Source organism: Meridianimarinicoccus sp. MJW13 (genome assembly GCF_014901205.1).
Lineage (GTDB): Bacteria > Pseudomonadota > Alphaproteobacteria > Rhodobacterales > Rhodobacteraceae > Meridianimarinicoccus.
The window spans coordinates 498576-520192 of record NZ_JACNMU010000001.1 but is presented as its reverse complement, the minus strand read 5'-3'; the positions used below and the strand labels follow the sequence as shown (position 1 = coordinate 520192).

Genomic DNA, 21617 nt, shown 5'->3' with positions numbered 1-21617 from the left:
GCCCCGGCCCCGCAAGAGCAAGCGGGCGCGCGCGCCCGGGCTGCGCCCCCTTGCAGGCCCGCGCCGGTCCGGCCCTGTCGGCCCCACGCGACGGCGGCTCCGGCGAACAGGCTGAGGGCTGTGCCCCTGTCAGAGCCGGGCCAGAAGTTCCGTCTTCTTTGTTTCGAATTCGGCATCGGTCAGGATGCCCTTGTCGTGCAGGCTGGCCAGTTGTTCGATCAGCGCGAAGATCTCGCTGCTGTCGGCGCCAGCGCCCGTGCGGGCCGGTGGGGTGGTCTCGGCTGGCTTGGGCGCAGGTTCGGGTGTCGGCTTGTCTGCGGCCGGGGCCGGGGTCGGGTCTGCGGCCGGCGGTTGCGGCGCGGGCGCGCTGCCCTGGGCCGGAATAACCGGCAAGTCGGCCACGCGCACCAGACCGTATTGGCTGGTGAAGGTGATCGACTGGTCGCCGCCCTGCTGCTGGGAAAAGCCGCTGATCTGGTGATCGCCGATGTCATAGACGGTGATCTGGCCATTCAGGTCGATGGCCAGCCGCCGGGTGTTGGGAAAGACCGCATAGCGCAGGTTGTTCTGGCTGCCGACCGAGGAGGGCGCGCCAAGGTCCTGTGGCCAGCCCGCGCCGCCGCCATAACCGCCCTGCACCGAGAAACTGCTGCCATTGCCCTGGCTTTGCGACTGGCTGGACATGGGCGTCGGGCGCGGCGCGGGTTTGAACAGTTGCGCCCCGGCCAGCGCGTTGGACAGTTCGGTGCAGACCTGGTCGACAGTGAATTTCAGCGAATTGTTGAACATGTCGCCGACCATCACCATGCCGCCCATGGACCATTGGCCCATGCCCCCCAGTTCGGGGTGCGAGAATTGTGCCTGCGTGCCGCCGCCGTTGTTGATCGCCACCAGCAAGGTCAGCACCGCATCCGGGGACAGCCCGTAGCGGCTTGCGATGTCATTGACGGTGCTGGTGCCGTCGGGGGTGAGAAGTGCCATTTGGCGTGCCTTTCCGGCCGGGGTGGGGGCGAGTCGCCCCCTGTTTCCCCTGCGCTAGCACGCGGACCGTACTCGGGCCATGGTTTTCGCTAGCCGGACGCCGATGCCTGCAGATGCGGCGGTTCCCGGCCACGAATGCCCCGGGTCTGGGCAGAAAAGACGCCTATTTCAGCCGTACCGAGTCGCTGATGGTGCGCTCGGCCGCGGAAAACCCTGCGCGCTGCAGGATCTGGTCTGCCGCAATGGCGATGACGATGACGGCGGCAAACGCCAGGAACATGGTTTTCATGTCACTCTCCGGTCGGTGAGGTGGCGCGGCGCAGGAATGCGATGAGATCGGCACGATCCTGCGGGGCGGTGATCCGTTGCATGGGCATCTTGGTGCCCGGAATGAAGTGGTCGGGGCCGAGATCGAACAGCTTGTCGATGGTGGTTTCATTCCAGGCGAAACCGGCCTCGATCAATGTCCTGGAATAGCTGTAGTCGGGCAGGGCGCCGGCCGGGCGTCCGAACACCCCGTGCAGGCTGGGCCCGGCGCGCCGCGCGCTGTCGGGGGTCAGGCTGTGGCAAATCGAGCATTTGCGGGCGAACTGACGTTCGCCATTGGTCATCTCGGCGGGGTCGCGCAGATAGGGACGGTCGGGGGCGGCCATGGGATCCTGATCGTCCAGTGTGTCCAGCGGCCAGGAATACACCGTCGGATCCAGTCCGGCGGCATGGATGTTCTGCCCGTCGGGCGAGAACGCCAGCGCCCAGATCGGTCCGGTCAGCGAGGCCCGGAAATCGCCCGCAATGCGCCAGGTCTGGGTATCAAGTACCATGATGTAACCTTCGCCGTCGCCCACGGCCAGCCGCTGCGCGGCAGGGCTGTAAGCCATGGCCAGGATCGGGCGGCGGTCCAGGGTGAAATCGGCCAGGGCTGCACCGGTGTCGGGATCGACGATGCGCGTCACCCCGTCCACCGCGCCATAGGCCAGCCAGTCGGGCGTGGCGATCAGGGTGTTGACCCCGAACCCATTGGTCAGAAGCTGCCGGGTCTCGGCGCCCGTGCTGGTATCCCAGTAGCGCACGGTGCCATCGACCCCGGCCGAGATCAGGCGGCGACCCGCTTCGGCAAAGCTCACCGCGTTGACGCCGCTGGCGTGGCCGCGCAGCAGGGTCGGGGGCGTGTCTGAGGTCAGGTCGAGCAGGGCGATGGTGCCATCCCAACTGGCGCTGGCGGCGCGGGTGCCATCGGTGCTGACCGCCAGTCCCATCACCTTGCCCTTATGCTGGAAAAGCTCGGTGGCGGTGCCGCCGGGCAGCGACCACAGCACCACCCGGAAATCGTCGCCGGCCGAGATCAGCCGGTCGCGGCCCGCGAAGGCCACGGTGTTCACGGCGGCACGATGATCGTCCAGCCAGTGCGGGGCCGTGCCCTGCCACAGGCCCACGGCATTGTCGAAACTGGCGCTGGCGATGGTGCCGTCCGGGGCCACGGCCAGCCCCTTGACGGGGCCGCCATGGCCTTTCAGCGTGAAGAACTCCGACGCTTGCGCCAGCCCCGGCAGGGCCAGCGCCAGAAGCAGGGCCGCGGCACGGGGCATCACTCGGCGGGGCTGTGCTGTCCGCCGGAGGCGGTGGCGGTCTTGCCCTTCTCCTCCAGCTCCTTGACCCAGAGGCCGTGGTGTTCCCGCGCCCATTGTTCCTCGACCTCGCCCGAGCCCATGGCGTCGAACGCGCCCTCCATGCCGACCGAGCCCAGGTAGATATGGGCGATGATGATGGCCATGAACAGGAAGGCAACGATGGCGTGCCAGGCCTGGCTCAACTGCATTTCCTGATGCGGCGGCATCTGTTCGGGCAGGGTGCCAAGGCCCAACCAGCCGGGGATCGGCGTGTCGTTCAGCACAACGAAGGTCTTGGCGAACATCGGCAGTTCGAAGGGAAACAGCAGCGACAGGCCGGAAATCGAGATCGACACGCCAAGTACCACGCAGGACCAGAAGATGATCTTCTGGCCGCCGTTGAACTTGCGGGCGGGCGGATGGACGTTTTTCGAAAACAACCCGCCGGCGACGGCGAACCACTTCAGGTCATGGCGGTTGGGAATGTTGTGGACCAGCCACATGACGGTGATCATCACCAGCCCCAGCATGAAGGCCCAGGCCACGTTGTTGTGAATCCATTTCGAGATCAGCGCCAGTTGCGCATAGGCATCCTTGCCCAGAAGCGGGATCAGCCCCTTGCGCCCGAAAAATACGATCAGCCCGGTGAAGGCCAGCAGCAGGAAAGAGCCCGCGAACAACCAGTGGCCGAAGCGTTCGATGCTGGAAAACCGCAAGATCTTGCGGCCGGTTTTCTCGCCATCGATGCGGATCTTGCCGCGCAGCAGGTAGAACAGCAGCAACAGGACGATCATGCCCAGCAAGGCGTAGCCGCCATAGGTGGCCAGCGGACCCTGGCGGAACTCCAGCCATCTCATGCCGCTGTCTTGGATCAACACGTTCGAGGCCGGGCCGTCGTTGGACACCGTCACATCGGCACTGCCATAGCGCAGGGCGCGGTAGACTTCCGAATCCGAGGCCCCGCCCAGGGTGCCCAGTTGCGCGGCAATGGCCGCTGCGGCATCGGGATCGCCGGTGGCGTTGCGGCGGAAGCTGTCGTCGATCTTTTCGCCGCGCTGGCGGGCAAGGATGTCTTCCAGCGTCTGGGCGCCGCCGGTGCCACTTCGGTCCGGCGCGGCGGTGGTTTCGGGGGTGGCCTCCTGCGCAGCGGCGGCCGTCAGGCTGCCCAGGCAAAGGAACAGGGCCAGAACTGCGTGTTTGAGCATGGTCACTCTCTCCATGACATCGGTGTGCCGCATGGGGCGCGGTGGGATCGGGTCGGACCCGGCCTTTCCCTGGCGTAGCAACCGCGGGGCGCTTGCCCAGCGGGGTCAATTCGGGGCGTGGTCGCTGCTGTCAGGATCAGGATCCGGGGCAGGGCCGCGCGAAAAACGATGGGTCAAAGGGTCGGGCGGCGGCCCTTGCAGGAAGGGCCGCCGCCGTGTTTCAGCCTTGGAAGAAAGCCGGCTCAGCCGCCTTTCTGGTCATAGGCGGTGCCCCAGCCCCAGGCGCCGGAGCCGAAGCCACGGGCCACCACGCGTTCGCGGTAGATGGCCGAGACCACGTCACCATCGCCGGCCAGAAGTGCCTTGGTCGAACACATCTCGGCGCAGAGCGGCAGTTTGCCCTCGGCGATCCGGTTGCGTCCGTACTTCTGGAATTCGGCGGTGGAGTGGGTCTCTTCCGGGCCACCGGCGCAGAAGGTGCATTTGTCCATCTTGCCACGGGATCCGAAATTGCCCGCCTGCGGATATTGCGGCGCGCCGAAGGGGCACGCGTAGAAGCAATAGCCGCAGCCGATGCACAGATCCTTGGAATGGAGCACCACGCCTTCTTCGTTCTGGTAGAAGCAATCCACCGGGCAGACCGCCATGCAGGGCGCGTCCGAACAGTGCATGCAGGCGACCGAGATAGATCGCTCGCCCGGATTGCCGTCGTTGATGGTAACGACCCGTCGCCGGTTGATGCCCCAGGGCACCTCGTGCTCGTTCTTACAGGCCGTGACGCAGGCGTTGCATTCGATGCAGCGCTCGGCGTCGCAAAGGAACTTTGCTCGTGCCATTGGTGTCCTCCTTATGCCGACCAGATTTTGCAGAGAGTGGTCTTGCTCTCCTGCATCTGGGTCACGCTGTCATAACCATAGGTCTGGGCGGTGTTGGTGGATTCCCCCAACACGTAGGGATCGGCGCCCGCGGGGTATTTCGACCGCTGGTCCTCGCCCTGGAAGTGGCCGCCGAAGTGGAAGGGCATGAAGGCAACGCCTTCGCCCACCCGGTTGGTGACCATGGCCATGACCTTGACCTTGCCGCCCTCCGGACCTTCGACCCAGACCTGTGCGCCGTCCCGCACGCCAAGATTGTTGGCGTCGCGCGGGTTGATCTCGACGAACATGTTCTGCTGAAGCTCGGCCAACCAGGGGTTGGACCGGGTTTCATCACCGCCGCCTTCGTATTCGACCAGCCGCCCCGAGGTGAGGATCATCGGATATTCCTGGCTGAAGTCGTTCTTCTGGATCGACGCATAGAGCGTCGGCAGACGATAGAACTTCCGATCCTCATAGGTGGGATAGTCGGCCACCAGATCGCGCCGCGGCGTGTACAGAGGCTCGCGGTGGATCGGCACCGGGTCGGGGAAGGTCCACACGACCGCACGCGCCTTGGCATTGCCGAAGGGCGCGCATTCATGGGCGATGGCGACCCGCTGGATGCCGCCCGACAGGTCGGTCTTCCAGTTGGTCTTGGCACCGGCCACGGCGTCGATGGCGGCCCGTTCCTCGTCGGTCAGATCGCCATCCCATCCCAGGTCCATCAGCATCTGCATGGTGAACTCGGGATAGCCGTCCTGGATTTCCGATCCTGCCGAATAGACACCTTCTGCCAGAAGGTTGTCGCCGTCGCGTTCCACGCCGAACCGGGCGCGGAAGGTCAGGCCGCCTTCGGAGACCGGCTTGGACATGTCATACAGGTTTGGCGTGCCCGGATGCCCCATGTCGGCCGTGCCCCAGCAGGGCCATGGCAGGCCATAGTAGTCGCCGTCGGCCGGGCCACCGATCGCCTGCAACGTGGTGCGGTCGAAGGTGTGCTGGTTCGCCATGTGCAGCTTGATCCGCTCTGGCGACTGGCCGGTATAGCCCACCGTCCACATGCCGCGATTGAACTCGCGGGTGATGCTTTCGACGTTGGGTGTTTCGGGATCTTCCATCTCGATGTTGCGGAAGAACCGGTCGCCCCAGCCGAACTTGTTGGCGAATTTGGCGATGATGACGTGATCGGGCTTGGACTCGAACAGCGGTGCCATCACCTGGTCACGCCATTGCAGCGAGCGGTTCGAGGCGGTCACCGATCCGCGGGTCTCGAACTGGGTCGTGGCCGGCAGCAGGTAGACGCCATCGGTACGATCGTGCAGCACGGCCGAGACGGTCGGGAAGGGATCGACCACGACCAGCATGTCCAGCTGCTCCATCGCCGTCTTCATTTCCGTCATCCGGGTCTGCGAGTTGGGCGCGTGGCCCCACAGAACCATGGCGCGCACCGCATTGGGCTGATCGGTGTTGGCCGGATCTTCCAGAACCCCGTCGATCCAGCGCGACACCGGGATGCCGGTCAGGTTCATCAGGTTCTTGTCCTTGCCATCGGCGCCCTGCACCGTGGCAAACTGGCCTTTCAGCCATTCGGGATCTTCTTCCCAGACACGGGCCCAATGCGCCCAGGCCCCGGCTGTCAGACCGTAGTAGCCCGGCAGCGTATGGCTGAGAACACCCAGGTCGGTTGCGCCCTGCACGTTGTCATGGCCGCGGAAGATGTTTGTGCCGCCGCCCGAGGTGCCCATGTTGCCAAGGGCAAGCTGAAGGATGCAATAGGCACGGGTGTTGTTGTTGCCGTTGGTGTGCTGGGTGCCCCCCATGCACCAGATCACGGTGCCGGGGCGGTTGTTGGCCAGCGTCCGCGCCACCCGGCGCAACTGGCTTCCGGGCACGCCGGTCACACGTTCCACCTCTTCAGGGTTCCACGCGGCTACTTCTTCGCGGATCTGGTCCATGCCCCAGACACGGGTGCGGATGAACTCGCGGTCCTCCCAGCTGTTCTCGAAGATGTGCCACAGGATGCCCCAGATCAGCGCCACGTCGGTGCCGGGACGGAACCGCACGTATTCGTCGGCATGGGCTGCGGTGCGGGTGAACCGCGGGTCGCAGACGATGACGGGTGCGTTGTTCTGTTCCTTGGCGCGCAGGATGTGCACCAGCGAAACCGGGTGGGCTTCGGCCGGGTTGCCGCCGATCACGAAGATCGCCTTGGAGTTGTGGATGTCGTTGTACGAGTTCGTCATCGCCCCGTAGCCCCAGGTGTTCGCAACACCTGCAACCGTGGTCGAGTGACAGATCCGGGCCTGGTGATCCACGTTGTTCGTGCCCCAGTAGGCGGCGAACTTGCGGAACAGGTAGGCCTGTTCGTTGTTGTGCTTGGCCGAGCCGAGCCAATAGACGCTGTCAGGGCCGCTTTCTTCGCGGATCTGCATCATCTGGTCGCCGATCTCGTCGATCGCCTGTTCCCAGGAAATCCGGACCCATTCGCCGTTTTCCTTTTTCATCGGGTACTTCAGGCGACGTTCGCCATGGGCATGTTCGCGGACCGCAGCACCCTTGGCGCAATGGGCACCCAGGTTGAACGGGCTGTCCCAGCCGGGCTCTTGCCCGATCCAGACCCCATCGCTGACCTCGGCAATCACGGTACAGCCGACCGAGCAGTGGGTGCAGACCGATTTGATGGTCTCCACTGCGCTGCTGATGGCGGCCTGGGCCGATGCGCGGGTCACGGTTCCGCCGGTGGCGCCAATGGCCGCCAGCCCGCCGATGGCCAGTCCCGATCCGCGCAGGAAGGCGCGGCGGTCGACGGATGTCTCGGCGATGTTATTCAGGATACTTGTCCGCTGGGAGCGTCGCGCAACCCCGTTGGTCTTTTTCCTCAGCATGTTTCTCTCTCCTCGCTGGCGCAGGCACGGGGCCGTTGCGGGCTTGGTGTTGCAAATCCTTCAGGCGGTCGGGCGTCACGCAACCAGTTGCCTCAAGGTCGGGGGTGTCAGCGTCCGGTCGGGCCGGGCGGCAACGGATCGGGCAGGCCGGTCAGAACCGGGCGCTGTCCAGATAGGCGCGGGTATGCGCGGTGTCCTGCATCCGGGTTTCACCGGTGGGCGCCTCGTCAGCCTGGGCGGCCGTGCCGCCCACTGCCGCAGCAGCAATCGCCGCCGGGGCCGAAACCGAAGCAAGCTTGAGGAAGTCGCGCCGGCTGGCACCGTCCTCTGTCTTGTCGCTCATCGCGTTTCTCCTTTGGTTGCACCGCGCTTGTCGGCACGGCAGGAATGGCAGGGCGTCACGCCTCTGCCGTCATTCGGAAGGCTTCGCGCTCGATCTCCATGAACACCCGGCCGATGGTGCCGACCGAGGCATAGAGAACCGAATGTTGCGCCGCTTCCAAATCTGAAAAGAAATGCCCGGCCCAGGGGCCGATATGCTTGTTCCAGAACGTCTTTTGCACATTCAGGGCTGCCGGCGCCCCGAAGCGGCCCAGGATCAGCCCGGACATCATCTCCATCAACGAGGCGATGTTGTCTTCGGGTTCATAGACGTTTTCGGCCCGCGTGATCTGTTGCGCGGCCATGTCCTGACGCAGTTGCGCCAGCGGTTTCTCGTTCAGGAAACCGGTCAGGTAATAGCTGGCATAGGGCAGCAGCTCGCCCCGGCCCAGCCCGATGAACAGTGCGTTGAACTCGGTCTCGACGGCCTTGGGCTTGGAGACCCTGGCTACCCGTGCCAGCGTGCCGATGGCTTGTCCCAGATCGCTGTCATCGCCCGAAAGCCCGGCGCATTTCTTCAGCATGTCCACCGAGGCCGGCGCCGCCAGAAGCGCCCCCAGAAAATCGTAAAGATCGGCGCGTAGCCGGTCTTCTTCAGCAATCTCAAGGGCCGTGGCCATGGTCATCGGGTCTCCTTCCGGTCAGTCGGCAAAGGCAAAACGCATCCGCCGCCGCGTCGGGGCGGCCAGCGGATCGGGATCAACGGGGTCGGGTCGTGCTTCGGGTGCGTCCTGCGCCAGCGCGACGGTGTGCTGTTCTGGGTTGGTGGGCTGTTGCGATGTATCGGCAAGGTCTGTTGCTTCGACCTCGTCCTCCTCCTCGGTGGCCTCGGCCGCGACGTCTTCGGCGACCGCGTCTTCCGGTGCGGCCTCCTCGTCCTCGCCGGTCAGCATCCGAACCATGCCCTTGCCGACCTGATAGACGGTTTGCATGTTTTCGACGATGGTGGCGGCATCGGTGTAATCCTCGCCATAGTCCACAAGCTCGTCGAGGTTGGCCAGAACGGGGTTGCTCAGCCACAGCTTGCGCAGGGCGCGGCGGCGAATGCGTTCGGGCACGCGGCGGGCGAGAAAGGCGGTGAAGTCGTCGCCTTTGGACAGGCTGTCGGGGTCGGGCAGATCCAGTTCGGCCAGAATCTCGGCGTCGGTCTTGTCGTCCAGCGCGGCCTGTTCATCGGACTGTTGTGCGGCGTCCACGGCCTGCAATTCAGCCGCCTGTTCGGCTTCAACGGCAGCTTTGCGACGGGACCAGAAATCGCTGCGCGCGGTCATTGCAGACCCGCCTTCCGACGCGGCGCACGGTAAACGTCGGTCAGTTGTTCGATGCGCGAGTCGCCGATGCCATCCTCGACCAGATCCACCCGCTTCTTGTCGCGGCGGCGCTTGATGAACACCTCGTCCTCGTGGTGGGCAGTGATGAAGTCCTGCACCCAGGCGATCAGACCGGCGCTCATCGGCACTTTCTCGACGATCTCTTCGCCGCTGTCGGCATAATCCTGCGCCTCGTAGGGCGAAGCGGTCACCAGATGCACCTCATAGGGCATCCGGGCGTCCGTCGCGGTGGCTTCGCGCAGGACCACGTAGATGCACGGCGGGCTGTCGGCCAGGGCTACGAGATAGGCCTCGGTGTCCGTGGCCCAAAGGGTCAGGGGCACCGTATCTGCATGGTATTCCACGGCGTCGCCGTCGCGGCGCAATTCGCGCCAGTCGACCGCCTGCGCGCCGGGCAGGATGCCGGACGCGGTCCAATGCCACTTTGCCCACCGGGTGACCCCGGGGGTGCGGCGCATGACGACACCCAATGGCATCGCCTTCGATGGCGTTGCAGAATGCAAGCCGGACCTCCCTGACGCGCATTTGGTGCGCTGTCTGAAAACTATGGCGCGTTCGCCCCGCTTCCGGCAAGAAAATTGTGCCAAATCCTAACCATTTGTGACGAATGGACCCGCGATTTCACCGCTCGAGATGGAAAGTTCCGGACAGGGGCGACGAAGGTCCTGTCCGGCCGGGGTGGCGCCGGTCGGCGCTTTACCCTGCCTCGGGAATGTGCCTACCTGCGGCAACGACGCGGCGGGTAACGCTGCGAGGGGGGAAAGACACATGACGAAATCGGTCCTGCTGTGTACCTGTCTGGGCAGCCAGACACTGGACGCCAAGGCATTGTCAGAGGCCACCGGCCTGCCCTGCGCGCGTCCCGTCGAAGCGCTGTGCACCCGCAATCTGGAACAGGCCGCGCAGGCGCTGGAGGCGGGCGAGGTTGTACTGGCATGTCAGCAAGAGCATGCTTTGTTTGAGGAATTGGCCGAAGAGCTTGGCGCCCCCGAACCGGTTTTCGTTGATCTGCGCGACCGCGCCGGTTGGTCGGACGAGGGGGCGAAAGCCGGCCCGAAGCAGGCCGCGCTGCTGGCCGAGGCGCTGCTGCCGCGCGCCGCCCGCAAGACCCTTGATGTGACCTCGGAAGGGCTGTGCCTGATCGTCGGCGCGGGCGAGGGGGCGGTGCAGGCCGCCGAACAACTGGCCGCTGCCCTGAGCGTGACCCTGTGTCTGACCGACGCCACCGATCCGCCGGAAACCCGCGATTTCGACGTGGTGCGCGGGCAGATCAAATCCGTTTCCGGGGCGCTTGGCGGCTTCGATGTGCGCCTGGATGCTCTGCAACAGATGGAGCCGGGCGGTCGCGGGGCGCGCCGATTCGGCCCGCCGCAGGATGGCGGGCGCTCCCGATGCGACCTGCTGATCGACCTGACCGGCGGCCCGGCCTTCGTTCCGGCACCGCAGAAACGCGAAGGTTACCTGAGGGCCGATCCGCGCGATCCGCTCGCCGTGGCCCGTTTGTTGACCGAAGCCGTTCAAATGTCGGGGATTTTCGAGAAACCGCTTTACCTGCATCTGGAACCGTCTTTATGTGCGCATACCCGCGCCGGGCAGGTTGGCTGTTCCAAATGCCTGAATGCCTGTCCGGCCGGAGCTCTCACCCCCGATGGCGATCATGTCAGCGTCGACCCGATGGTCTGCGCCGGCTGCGGCATGTGCACGGCCCTGTGCCCGTCGGGTGCGATCAGTTTCGAGGATCCGTCGTTTGAAGATCTGACCCGCCGGATCGAAGTTCTCTCCCGCGCGTATCGCAGCGCCGGCGGCACAGCCCCCCGGTTGCTGGTCCATGACGCGGACCACGGCGCCGAGATGATCCGTCTGGCCGCGCGGCATGGCCGTGGGTTGCCCGCCGATGTGCTGCCGCTGGAACTGGATCGGATTTCCGGGTTTGGTCATGCAGAACAGCTGGCGGCGCTGGCCTGCGGCTTTGTTGCCGTCGACCTTCTACTGGCCCCCACAACCGAACGCGAGGCGCTGGAAAGCGAAACCCACCTGGCCGCGGCCATCGCCGGGCCGGGCAAGCTGCGGCTGCTGGACCCGGCCGAGCCCGACGCCCTGTGCGATCTGCTGTACGGTGTCGCCCCGGCGGCCCCGGCGCCCGCGCCGGTTCTGCCCATGGGCAGCCGGCGGCAGGTGGCGCGTCTGGCCGCCCAGGCGCTGAACCCCGGCATCGAAGCACCGCTGCCACTGCCCGACACCGCGCCCTATGGCGCAGTCCTGGTGGACACCGATGCCTGCACCCTGTGCCTGTCCTGCGTGTCGCTGTGCCCCTCGGGCGCGCTGCTGGACAATCCCGACCGGCCGGAACTGCGGTTCCAGGAGGACGCCTGCCTGCAATGCGGCATCTGCCGCACGGTCTGCCCCGAGGATGCCATTACCCTCAAGCCGCAGCTGGACCTGTCCGACGCAGCCCTGTCACAGCAGGTGCTGAACGAGGAAGAACCCTTTGCCTGCGTGGAATGCGGCAAGCTGTTCGGCGTGAAATCCACGATCGAGAAAGTCACCGAGAAACTGGCCGGCCAGCATGCCATGTTCGCCCGGCCCGACGCGCTGCGGATGATCCAGATGTGCGACGACTGCCGCGTCAACGCCCAGTTCAAGGCCACCGACAATCCCTTCGCCATGGGCGAGCCGCGCCGCCCGCGCACCACCGACGACTACCTCTCGGACCGCAAGGATCACTGATGCTGCAAGGGCGCGCCCAGATCGGCCGGTGCCAGCACGGACACGAAGGCCAGGATGGCTTCCAGATCGTCGAGGCTCATCTCGACCGGCGCGATCGGCGACGGCAGGGTCTCGGGGAAGGGCGGGGTGACCCCGGCAATCTGGGTGAAGGCGCCATGCGGGTTCAGGGCATAGAAGGCTTCGAACCGCCGCGACCAGTCGTCCATCGACCGCAGCACGCCGAAAGACGGGGTCGAGCCCAGCCCGTTCATCCGGTTGCGCGCGCCGACCACGTGGCAACGCCCGCAATGGGAATAGGACAGAACCTCGCCCCGCGCCGCGTCGCCGTCGAACACCGGTACGGCGTCATCCACGGCCCCGGCTTCGGGGGCGCTGAAGGCGATATCGCCGTCCTCGGGTGTGAAACTGGCAATGGTGCGGCGACCCACGTCCGAGCGCAGCCAGTCGGCAAAACGTGCCGCGTGCGGGCCTTCGACGCGGGCCACGGCATAGCGCGCCTGCGGCGATTGCAGCACCGCCGCCCCGCCCGGCGCGGCGGTCAGTTCCATCTCGCCATCCGCGCCCAGCGTCACCCGTACCCCGGTCTTCAGGGCGAAACGCGGCAGGATGTACCGCCACAGCCCGCTGTCGGCGATCTCGGACGGGACCGTCAGCAACAGGGTCTTGTCCTGCGCCAAGGCGGGATGGAAAAAGGTCAGGCTCAGCCCGAGAGCGAGCATTTTCAGCAACATGCGCAACAGGCTTCTCCCTTAGACAGCCTGCGCATCAGGCTAGGCGCGAACAGCCGCGTCCGTCAATTGGCACGTAGAACCGGAGAGACCCGATGAACGACGACTTCAACATGAGCATGCGCAAATTCCTCAAGCAGGTGGGCGTGACCTCGCAGCAGGCCATCGAAGGGGCCCTGCGCGACAAGGGGGCCGCACCGGGCCAGTCCTATGAGGCCAAGGTGGTCCTGACCGTCGAAGGGCTGGATCTTGAACACGTGGTGACCGGCAAGATCGGGTCCGGGTCCTGAGATGGCCGCGACGCGGGACGCTGTTCTTGAGGCGCTGAAATCCATCCATGTGCCCGGTGGCGGCACCGACATCGTGGCCGCAGGCGTGGTGCGCGCGCTGGATGTTTCCGACGGGGTGGTGCGCTTCGTGCTGGAGGTGGCCGCGCAGGAAGCCGCGGCCTATGGCACGATCAAGGAGGCCGCCGAAGGCGCGGTGAAGCGGGTCGAAGGCGTCACGGCGGTGTCCATCGTGATGACCGCCCATGCCGCCAAGGCCCCGCCGCCGGACCTGAAGCCGGGACGGCGGGCCGAGCCGGATGGCCCGCAGCCGGTGCCGGGCATCGCCCGGATCATCGCCGTAGCCTCGGGCAAGGGCGGGGTCGGGAAATCGACGGTCTCGGCCAACCTGGCCTGCGCGCTGGCCGCCGAAGGCCGCCGCGTCGGGCTGCTGGATGCCGATGTCTACGGCCCCTCGCAACCGCGGATGCTGGGGGTGTCGGGCCGGCCGGCCTCGCCCGACGGCAAGACCATCCTGCCAATGCGCAACCATGGCGTCACCATGATGTCCATCGGCCTGATGACCAACGACGATCAGGCGGTGGTCTGGCGCGGCCCGATGCTGATGGGGGCGCTGCAACAGATGCTGACGCAGGTGCAGTGGGGCGCGCTGGACGTGCTGATCGTCGATCTGCCGCCCGGCACCGGCGACGTGCAGCTGACCCTGTGCCAGAAGGCGAAGATTGACGGCGCGGTGATCGTCTCGACGCCGCAGGACGTGGCGTTGATGGACGCGCGCAAGGGCGTGGACATGTTCCGTCAGTTGAACACGCCGATCCTTGGCATGATCGAGAACATGTCGACCCACATCTGTTCGCAATGCGGCCATGAAGAGCATGTCTTTGGCCATGGCGGTGTTGCTGCCGAGGCCGCCAAGATGGGCGTGCCCCTGCTGGCCGAGATCCCGCTGGATCTGCAAATCCGGCTGGCCGCCGATGGCGGTGCGCCGATCGTGGTGACCCAGCCCGACGGGCCGCAGGCGCAGGGCTTTCGCGATGTGGCCCGCAAGCTGGTGGAGGCCGGGCAGGCATGACCGATCTGGACGCTCCTCCTGGCGACCCGGTGTTTCCGCCGCTGTTTTCCGGCCTGGCGGTCACCGGCGCAACCGATCCGTTCGATACCGCCCGGATGCAGGCCGCGCGCGGCTGCGATGCCGGGCTGGTGGTCCACAACGTGCAGGCCGACCGGCTGCGCGCCGCCGTGGTTCTGGCCCCCGAGGTGCCGCTGGCACAGGCATTGTCCATGCTGCCACTGGCGGCGGTGGGGTTCCAGAATGCCCTTGGCGCGCTGGCTCCGCCCGAAGTGGCGGTGCATGTGGGCTGGGACGGGGCGCTGTACCTGAACGGTGCGCGCTGCGGTGGTCTGCGGGTGGCGGCGGCGACCGATGCCGCCGATGCCGTGCCCGACTGGCTGATCCTCGGGCTGGATCTGCCGCTGATGGAACTGTCGGAAGATCCCGGCCTGACCCCAGATACCACCACGCTGTATTCCGAAGGCTGCGTCGACGTTCAGCCGGTCCACCTTCTGGAAGCCTGGACCCGGCACATGCTGGTCTGGATCAACCGTTGGGAGGACGGCGGCGCCCGCGTTCTGCATGACGACTGGCGCGGCATTGCCCGTGACATCGGCGAACAGGTGGACATCCGGGGTCGCCGCGGCACCTTCCTGGGGGTGGATGAGGACTTTGGCCTGTTGTTGCGCGATGCCGAGACCACCCATCTGATCCCGCTGACGACGCTTCTGGAGGACTGACATGAAACTCGCCCGCGCCATCCACTTCGACGATAGCGACCGAAACGTGTTCCACACCCCCGCCCGCACCGGCGAATGGGCGGTCTCAGGCGGGTTTGAATTCTCCAACTGGTCCGAGGCCGATCTGGCCGGCAAGGCGCGACAGGCCTTTGCCAACGGCTGGCTGGGCATCGAAACCTTCGGCCGGGTTACCGTGGTCGCCGTCACCCAGGTCGAACCCGCCGAACGCACCGCGCTGGAGCAATGCCTCGCCGCGCATTTCGTGGCCTATTACGGCGCGCCCTCGGTCGAGGCCGCCCTGCCGGTGGCGCGAGAAGAACTGGACCACATGGCGGCGCTGTGCGACGAGCATCCCGCCAACACCTTGCTGACTGTCAGCCGCGAGTTGACCGAGGCCGGCGTCCGGGAAAGTTATCGGTTCATCCCGCCGCAACAGGCCGGGCTGGATCAATTCGCCATCCACGGGGATGCAGAGCCGGAGTAGACCCATGCCTTCAGACACCGTCACCCTGCCGCCGCGCGACCAAGCCGCCGTCGCAGGGGTAATCGACACCCTGCGGGGACAGATGGGTGACCGGGTACAGACCGGCGCCGCGATCCGGGCCCAGCATGGCCACACGACGACGTGGCTGGCAACGCAGTCCCCCGATGCGGTGGTTTTCGTGCACAGCACCGAAGAGGTGCAGGCGGTGGTGCGGGCCTGTGCGGCGGCCCGCGTGCCGGTGATCCCCTTTGGCACCGGAACCTCGCTGGAGGGGCATCTGAACGCGCCCGCGGGCGGCATCAGCATCGATGTGTCGGCGATGGATCAGGTGTTGGAGGTCAACGCCGCTGATCTGGACTGCCGGGTGCAGCCCGGTGTGACCCGCACGGCGCTGAACACCTTTCTGCGCGACACGGGCCTGTTCTTTCCGGTCGATCCCGGCGCCGATGCCTCGCTGGGGGGCATGGCCGCGACACGGGCCTCGGGCACCAACGCGGTGCGTTATGGCACCATGCGCGACGCGGTGCTGGGGTTGAAGGCGGTATTGCCCAACGGCGAGGTGATGACCTCGGCCCACCGGGCGCGGAAAACCTCCGCCGGCTATGACCTCACGCGGCTGATGGTCGGCTCGGAGGGCACGCTGGGCATCATCACCGAACTGACCCTGCGGTTGCACGGCATCCCCGAATCAATCTCGGCGGCAACCTGTGCCTTCCCAACCGTCGAAGACGCCTGCAACACCGCCATCGAGGCCCTGCAGATGGGGTTGCCGGTGGCGCGGATGGAGTTGTTGGACGCGCTGTCGGTGAAAGCCGTGAACCTTCATTCCAAGCTGGGCCTGCCGGAAACGCCGATGCTTCTTCTGGAATTCCACGGGTCCGCCGCCGGGGTGGCGGAACAGGCGGAATGCTTTGGCCTGATCGCCGAGGAACACGGCGGGCAGGGGTTCCGCTGGACGGCCAACCCGCAGGAACGGGCCAAGCTTTGGCAGGCACGCCATGATGCCTATTGGGCGTTCCACACCCTGATTCCGGGGCTCAAATCGGTCTCCACCGATGTTTGCGTTCCGATCTCGTCGCTGGCCGATTGCGTTGGCCGCGCCCGGGACAAGGCCGCCGGGATGGGCCTGATGACGCCGGTTCTGGGCCATGTTGGCGACGGCAATTTCCACATGCTGGTGCCGTTGGACGACAGCGATGCCGGTCAGGTAGAGCGGGTAAAGAGCTTTCTGAACTGGCTGGCCGATCTGGCCATTTCCCTCGACGGGACCTGTACCGGCGAACACGGGATCGGACAGGGCAAGATGCCCTACCTGACGCGCGAACTGGGGCCCGAGGCCATCGCGGTCATGCGGGCGATCAAGGGGGCGGTGGATCCGCTGAACATCATGAACCCCGGCAAGATTTTCGATCTGGGCAATGGCGGGCCGTTGCAGGCCTAGGGCAACCTGCGAAACGGAATGGACATTTGCGCCGCGTCCCGGCATGAAGATGCGCCTTGGGAACCCGGCGGAGGTGCGCGTGGCCCTGTTATCTGCAAACTCGGTTTCGGTGTTCCGGGACAGCCGTCTGGTTCTGGACGGCGTGGACATGAGCGTCGATCGCGGCGAGATCGTGACCATCGTCGGGCCGAACGGCTCGGGCAAATCGACCCTGCTGGAAACGCTGATCGGGGCGATCCGGCCGGACCGGGGCAAGGTGGTCCGGGCGCCGAAGCTGCGCATCGGCTATGTCCCGCAATCGCTGCACATTGATCCGTCGATGCCGATGCCGGTGCATCGCTTTCTGGCGCTGCCGCACCCGCATGACCGGCTGTCCCGCGCCCGCGCGCTGGCCCAGGTCGGGCTGAGCGACGCGGTCGAGGATCAGCCGATGACCGGCCTGTCGGGCGGGCAGTTCCAGCGCGTGCTGCTGGCCCGCGCCATCCTGATGGAGCCCGATCTTCTGGTGCTGGACGAGGCCACCCGCGGGCTGGACCAGCCCGGCACCGCCGCCTTCTACGAAATCGTCGAAGATCTGCGGCAGGTGCTGAACTGCGGGGTGCTGATGGTCAGCCACGATTTGCACGTTGTCATGAGCGCAAGCGACCGGGTGATCTGCCTGAACGGCCACATCTGTTGTCATGGCACGCCCGAGATCGTGGCCTCGGCCCCGGAATACCGGGCGCTGTTCGGCATGGGCACGCGGGGCACGCTGGCCCTGTATCGCCACACCCATGACCACGCCCATGATGCGGACCACAACTGCGGTCACGATCATTCCCATGGTGACGGGGACCATCATGCTGGATGACTTCCTGATCCGCGCGGCCATCGCCGGGGTCGGCGTCGCAGTGGCCGCAGGTCCGCTGGGCTGTTTCATCGTCTGGCGTCGGATGGCTTATTTCGGCGATGCCACGGCCCATGCCGCCCTTCTGGGGGTGGCCCTGTCCTTCGCCTTTTCCTTTTCGCTGTTCGCAGGCGTGTTGGCGGTGGCGCTGGTGCTGTCGCTGGCGGTGACTGGCCTGTCAGCGCGCGGCTATCCGGTGGACACGCTGTTGGGCGTCTTTGCCCATGGCGGGCTGGCGGTGGGGCTGGTGGTGATGGCCCTGATCCCCGGCCTGCGCGTGGACCTGATGGGGGTGCTGCTGGGCGATATCCTGGCGGTGGGCAAGGCCGATCTGGCAGTGATCTGGACCGGTGCGGCACTGGTGCTGGGGTTGCTGGCCTGGCGGTGGGCGCCGCTGCTGACGGCGACGCTGAACGCCGATCTGGCCCATGCCAGCGGCATCGACCCGCGCCGCGAGCAATTGATCCTGACCGTCGCGCTGGCGGTGGTGGTGGCGGTTTCGCTGAAGGTGGTGGGGGCGCTGCTGATCTCGGCCATGCTGATCATTCCGGCGGCGACGGTGCGGCCCTTGGCGCGCACGCCCGAATGGATGGCTGCCCTGGCCGTGGCCGCCGGGGCGCTATCGGCGCTTTTGGGGTTGTGGTTGTCGATGGTGGCGGACACGCCGACCGGGCCGTCGATCGTGGCGGTGGCCACCGGGCTTTTCGCCCTGACCGCCGGGGTCCGGGCGCGCCGGGGCTAGGCCGTGGCCTGCAGAAACCGGGGTGCTGCGCCCGGTGCCAGAACCGCGCAGCTCAGCACGCCATAGGCGAAAGCGCCGGTATCGACGCTGATTCGCCCGGCTTCGGCCACGGGCGGCACGGTGATGCGATGGCCGTAGGCGACCCAAAGCCCGTCCCGCCGCGCAACCTGGCGAAACAGCGGCGCTTCCCACAGCAGGTCGACCTCGGTCTGGTCCTCGGGCGTGCGGTCCGGATGCAGCCCGGCATGGGCGACCACCAGATCGCCGCTGCGCCAGAGCAAGGGCAGATCGCGCAGCCAGTCTATCACCGTCGCCGGGATCGCCGCGCGGGCCGCAGCGGCCAGGGCCTCCAGTTCTTCGGGATCGGACAGGCGGCGGGGGACGGTCACGCCGAAGCTCAGCAGGGTCTCGCGGCCGCCGTTGTGCAGCCAGGTCGGGCCGGCGCGGGCAGGATCGGCCAGGAAGTCCAGCATCATCGCCTCGTGGTTGCCACGCAGGCAATGCACCCGGTTCGGCGCTTGGGACTGGCGCGCCATGAGATCGGCCAGCACGGCCCGGCTGTCGGGGCCGCGATCCACGTAGTCGCCGACCAGCACCAGATCCGCGTCGGACCAGCCACGCGCGGCCTTGTCGTCTTCGATGATGGTCAGAAGGCTGGTCAGCAGGCCAGCGCAGCCATGCACGTCACCCACCACATAGGCGGGGCGATCCGGAGTGGGGGCGGGGCCGCCGCCGAAAACCCGTTCGGCGCCGGGACGCAGGGCGGCAAGACCGCGTCGCAATCTGTCAATCGGGAGGGCCATTCACGCGTCGGGACGCTCTTCCGAGCCAAAGCGGCGGCGGCGGCTTTCCGGCAGAACCCGGCGGCCCCAGTAGATCGCTAGCAGCCAGCCGGTGACGAAGCCGCCCAGATGGGTTTCCCAGGCCAGGCTGCCGTGCAGCAGCAGGAAGAACACGAGATTGTACAGCACCAGGAACACCAGCGCCCGCAGCGTGACCCACAGCGGGTCGCCATAATGGCGGCGATCCAGGTAGTCCCAACAGACCCAGATGCCCACCAGGCCGAACAGCGCCCCCGAGGCGCCGACCATCGGGGCCGGACTGTTGCTGAGCAGGCCAAACCCCGCAGCGCCACCGATGGCGCACAACAGATAGGCCACCAGAAACCGCTTCTGTCCGATGCGCTGGACGATCACCATGCCGAAGCTGGCCAGTGCCACCATGTTGACGATCAGATGCACCGGCCCGCCGTGGATGAAGGCATAGGTGATGAACATGCTGACGCTCTGGCCCGGGAACACCTCGCGGGCGCCATGCAGAAGCGAGTTGTGGAACGCCCCCAGCAGATAGGCAAAGCCACGGGTCGCGGTGCCCAGGATCAGGTTGTGGTCGCCTGCCGTCAGCGCGGCCTCGATCAGGATGGTCAGGACCATGATCGCCAGAAGCGAGATTGGCATCCCCCACAGCAGGAAGCGCGGCCCCCTGGCCGCGCCCTCGGGCCCCCAATGCTGCCCGCCGCGATAGCGGCGCGGGATCATTGCAGCCAATCCACGCCCCGAGGTGGGGTTTCGGGTACTGTCGCTCACTCGGGCACGTAGCGCGGCAATTTCTTGAGCGCTTCCGCCATGAAGGCCTGCAAACGGGCCTCTGCCGCGGCCTCGCCGCCGTCCTCATCCGCGATGGGGGTGACGAAACGCACCAGGGCACCATCCAGACGGCCCCGGGTCCAACTGTCGTAGACCACGGTGAACTTGGCCGCGAAATCATTGGTCATGCGACGGCCGCGCTGCTCGAACCAGTAATAGACAAGCTGCTTGCTCAGCCCCTTCTGGATCACCGCGCGGTTGACTTCGAAGGTGCCATAGACGGTGTCGGGGAAGCTCATCTCATAGGGGGCGAGGCTGAACATCTCCCAGCCGCCGACGGGCAGGCAGACCTCGGGCGAATGGATGCCGCCGCCTTCGGTCTGATTCTCGTAATAGGCGACGAACAAGTTGATCGGAAGCTCGGCCCCGCTGCTGTAGTTGGCCGAGACATAGTCGTCGGCATCCAGCACCGCCGCAACGCTGGGCGACAGCGATTCGAACGAGGCATAGCGGCCGTCGATCTCGCGCGGGAACAACATGAAGGGCGTGCGGTCCGGCACGATGTGTTGCGGGCTGGGGGTGTTCAGCCACAGCAGGGACATCGACCCCGACATGCCAATGGCCAGGATCAGCGCGACGCTGGGCACCATGATCAGCGCCCGCGCCAGGATCGGACCAAACCCGGAGGTGTCCAGATCGATGGCGTCAGCCAGCGGCAGCGGGTTCGGCGTCAGCCGCTGCAGGCAGATCGCCATCAGGAACAGAATGCCGACACAGGACAGGAAGATCACCCAGCCCTCGAAGAAGTGCAGGAAGCCCTCGGCCTGTTCGATGCCGTAGTAGTTCACCAGAATGCCGATCATGCCGATTCGGAACGAGTTCATCAGCACGGTGATCGGTGCGGCCGACAGCAGCAGCACGGCCTTGTGCCACATCGGCCCGCGATACAGGATCGAGAACAGGTAGGAGAACGACAGGATCGGGAACAGGTAGCGCAGGCCCGAGCACGCCTCGGCGACCTGCAGCTTGTAGATGCCCAGATCAATGATGTTGCCATCCAGGAATACCGGGATCTGCGCCAGTTCCACGAACCAGACCCCGATCTGCGAGGAAATACCCTGCAGGAAGATCGACAGTTGCCAATACATGAACTGGGGGAGGGGCAGCATGAAGACCAGATGCAGCACCGGCGCCCAATGGGTCTTGCCGCGCTCCCACCCGAAGATCACCAGCACCACGCCCATCACCCAGATGATGAAGGCATAGGCCACGATGTCGGGGATCAGCACCAGGTTGCCGAAGCCGGCGATCACCAGACCCAGAAGCAGCACCAGCAAGCCCTGCCAGCGCTGTGCATCGGGTTCGTACCCGACCTGGGGCACGCGGCGCATTTCGCGCAGGAACAGGTAAAGCGAGATGATCGGGATCAGGGGCCCGTGGCTGTATTCCGGCGTCGCCCAGTTCACGGCCAGTTCGACGAACCCGGCCAGGAAGAACGGGATCGACACAAGGATCAAAAGGACGAAGGCACCGAAGCCCACGGGGTTCAGCGGCAGGCCGGCAATCGACACGGTCGGCGACTTAGGATCTCCAATCACACTCATCCAACAATTTCCCGTACAAATATCAGCACACTCTGACCCGTCATATAATAACGACGGGTCAAAAGCATTACCCCCAACGGTAACATGATTGTTG

The 21617-nt window shown here is 66.1% G+C and carries 22 protein-coding genes; 8 read left to right on the top strand and 14 right to left on the bottom strand.

The window, feature by feature from the left end; translation table 11 throughout:
• Nucleotides 1–129 precede the first annotated feature (129 nt).
• The 10 genes from H8B03_RS02515 to H8B03_RS02475 all read right to left on the bottom strand — a co-directional run bounded on the left by H8B03_RS02515 (nt 130) and on the right by H8B03_RS02475 (nt 9723).
• Nucleotides 130–981: an SHOCT domain-containing protein gene (locus tag H8B03_RS02515; RefSeq protein WP_193139930.1), complete on the bottom strand. Its 852-nt coding sequence runs from the start codon at nt 979–981 to the stop codon at nt 130–132.
• 163 nt (nt 982–1144) lie between these two features.
• Nucleotides 1145–1270, bottom strand: coding sequence for a hypothetical protein (locus H8B03_RS19075; protein ID WP_264299169.1), 126 nt, complete (start codon nt 1268–1270; stop codon nt 1145–1147).
• A 1-nt stretch (nt 1271) separates the two neighbouring features.
• A complete protein-coding gene (locus tag H8B03_RS02510) occupies nt 1272–2567 on the bottom strand; it encodes a c-type cytochrome (RefSeq protein WP_226925674.1) in 1296 nt (431 codons plus the stop codon).
• On the bottom strand, nt 2567–3793 hold the full coding sequence (locus H8B03_RS02505) for a formate dehydrogenase subunit gamma (protein WP_193139927.1): 1227 nt from the start codon (nt 3791–3793) through the stop codon (nt 2567–2569). The genes H8B03_RS02510 and H8B03_RS02505 overlap by 1 nt, the downstream gene beginning before the upstream one ends.
• Before the next feature lie 242 nt (nt 3794–4035).
• The gene (gene fdh3B, locus H8B03_RS02500; protein WP_193139925.1) at nt 4036–4629 is read right to left on the bottom strand and encodes a formate dehydrogenase FDH3 subunit beta; all 594 of its coding nucleotides are present in this window, start codon (nt 4627–4629) and stop codon (nt 4036–4038) included.
• A gap of 11 nt (nt 4630–4640) precedes the next feature.
• The gene (locus H8B03_RS02495; protein WP_193139923.1) at nt 4641–7535 is read right to left on the bottom strand and encodes a formate dehydrogenase subunit alpha; all 2895 of its coding nucleotides are present in this window, start codon (nt 7533–7535) and stop codon (nt 4641–4643) included.
• Between the two features lie 151 nt (nt 7536–7686).
• The gene (locus H8B03_RS02490; protein WP_193139921.1) at nt 7687–7878 is read right to left on the bottom strand and encodes a twin-arginine translocation pathway signal protein; all 192 of its coding nucleotides are present in this window, start codon (nt 7876–7878) and stop codon (nt 7687–7689) included.
• A gap of 55 nt (nt 7879–7933) precedes the next feature.
• Entirely contained in the window at nt 7934–8542 is a 609-nt protein-coding gene (locus H8B03_RS02485; protein ID WP_193139919.1) for a molecular chaperone, read from the bottom strand.
• 15 nt (nt 8543–8557) lie between these two features.
• Nucleotides 8558–9187 carry a DUF3306 domain-containing protein gene (locus tag H8B03_RS02480; protein WP_193139917.1) on the bottom strand — a complete coding sequence of 210 codons (630 nt, stop codon included), beginning with the start codon at nt 9185–9187 and terminating at the stop codon, nt 8558–8560.
• Entirely contained in the window at nt 9184–9723 is a 540-nt protein-coding gene (locus tag H8B03_RS02475; RefSeq protein WP_193140139.1) for a DUF3305 domain-containing protein, read from the bottom strand. Before H8B03_RS02475 ends, H8B03_RS02480 begins: the two co-directional genes overlap by 4 nt.
• Before the next feature lie 292 nt (nt 9724–10015).
• Between H8B03_RS02475 and H8B03_RS02470 the strand changes: the two genes are divergently transcribed.
• Nucleotides 10016–11974 (top strand): 4Fe-4S binding protein, encoded by a 1959-nt coding sequence (locus H8B03_RS02470; RefSeq protein ID WP_193139915.1) that lies wholly within the window; start codon nt 10016–10018, stop codon nt 11972–11974.
• Here H8B03_RS02470 and H8B03_RS02465 read toward each other — a convergent pair.
• The gene (locus tag H8B03_RS02465; RefSeq protein ID WP_193139913.1) at nt 11968–12705 is read right to left on the bottom strand and encodes a hypothetical protein; all 738 of its coding nucleotides are present in this window, start codon (nt 12703–12705) and stop codon (nt 11968–11970) included. The two genes, H8B03_RS02470 and H8B03_RS02465, sit on opposite strands and share 7 nt — an antisense overlap.
• Before the next feature lie 92 nt (nt 12706–12797).
• On the opposite strand from H8B03_RS02465, the gene H8B03_RS02460 reads away from it, so the two are divergent.
• The 7 genes from H8B03_RS02460 to H8B03_RS02430 all read left to right on the top strand — a co-directional run bounded on the left by H8B03_RS02460 (nt 12798) and on the right by H8B03_RS02430 (nt 18333).
• A complete protein-coding gene (locus H8B03_RS02460) occupies nt 12798–12992 on the top strand; it encodes a DUF6494 family protein (protein ID WP_193139911.1) in 195 nt (64 codons plus the stop codon).
• A 1-nt stretch (nt 12993) separates the two neighbouring features.
• On the top strand, nt 12994–14061 hold the full coding sequence (locus tag H8B03_RS02455; protein WP_193139909.1) for an Mrp/NBP35 family ATP-binding protein: 1068 nt from the start codon (nt 12994–12996) through the stop codon (nt 14059–14061).
• Nucleotides 14058–14780 (top strand): biotin/lipoate--protein ligase family protein, encoded by a 723-nt coding sequence (locus H8B03_RS02450; protein WP_193139906.1) that lies wholly within the window; start codon nt 14058–14060, stop codon nt 14778–14780. Before H8B03_RS02455 ends, H8B03_RS02450 begins: the two co-directional genes overlap by 4 nt.
• A gap of 1 nt (nt 14781) precedes the next feature.
• Nucleotides 14782–15264 (top strand): DUF6505 family protein, encoded by a 483-nt coding sequence (locus tag H8B03_RS02445; protein WP_193139904.1) that lies wholly within the window; start codon nt 14782–14784, stop codon nt 15262–15264.
• A gap of 4 nt (nt 15265–15268) precedes the next feature.
• Nucleotides 15269–16705 carry an FAD-binding oxidoreductase gene (locus H8B03_RS02440; protein WP_193139903.1) on the top strand — a complete coding sequence of 479 codons (1437 nt, stop codon included), beginning with the start codon at nt 15269–15271 and terminating at the stop codon, nt 16703–16705.
• A 79-nt stretch (nt 16706–16784) separates the two neighbouring features.
• Nucleotides 16785–17555, top strand: a complete 771-nt coding sequence (locus tag H8B03_RS02435) for an ATP-binding cassette domain-containing protein (RefSeq protein WP_319022421.1) — start codon at nt 16785–16787, stop codon at nt 17553–17555.
• On the top strand, nt 17545–18333 hold the full coding sequence (locus H8B03_RS02430; RefSeq protein ID WP_193139901.1) for a metal ABC transporter permease: 789 nt from the start codon (nt 17545–17547) through the stop codon (nt 18331–18333). Before H8B03_RS02435 ends, H8B03_RS02430 begins: the two co-directional genes overlap by 11 nt.
• Here H8B03_RS02430 and H8B03_RS02425 read toward each other — a convergent pair.
• From H8B03_RS02425 to xrtD, 3 genes are read right to left on the bottom strand one after another with little or no spacing between them, the layout of a single operon-like run.
• Entirely contained in the window at nt 18330–19136 is an 807-nt protein-coding gene (locus H8B03_RS02425) for a metallophosphoesterase family protein (protein WP_193139899.1), read from the bottom strand. The genes H8B03_RS02430 and H8B03_RS02425 overlap by 4 nt on opposite strands.
• Nucleotides 19137–19871 (bottom strand): rhomboid family intramembrane serine protease, encoded by a 735-nt coding sequence (locus H8B03_RS02420; RefSeq protein WP_193139897.1) that lies wholly within the window; start codon nt 19869–19871, stop codon nt 19137–19139.
• Nucleotides 19872–19915: 44 nt separating this feature from the next.
• Nucleotides 19916–21523 carry a VPLPA-CTERM-specific exosortase XrtD gene (gene xrtD, locus H8B03_RS02415; RefSeq protein WP_193139895.1) on the bottom strand — a complete coding sequence of 536 codons (1608 nt, stop codon included), beginning with the start codon at nt 21521–21523 and terminating at the stop codon, nt 19916–19918.
• Nucleotides 21524–21617: the final 94 nt, after the last annotated feature.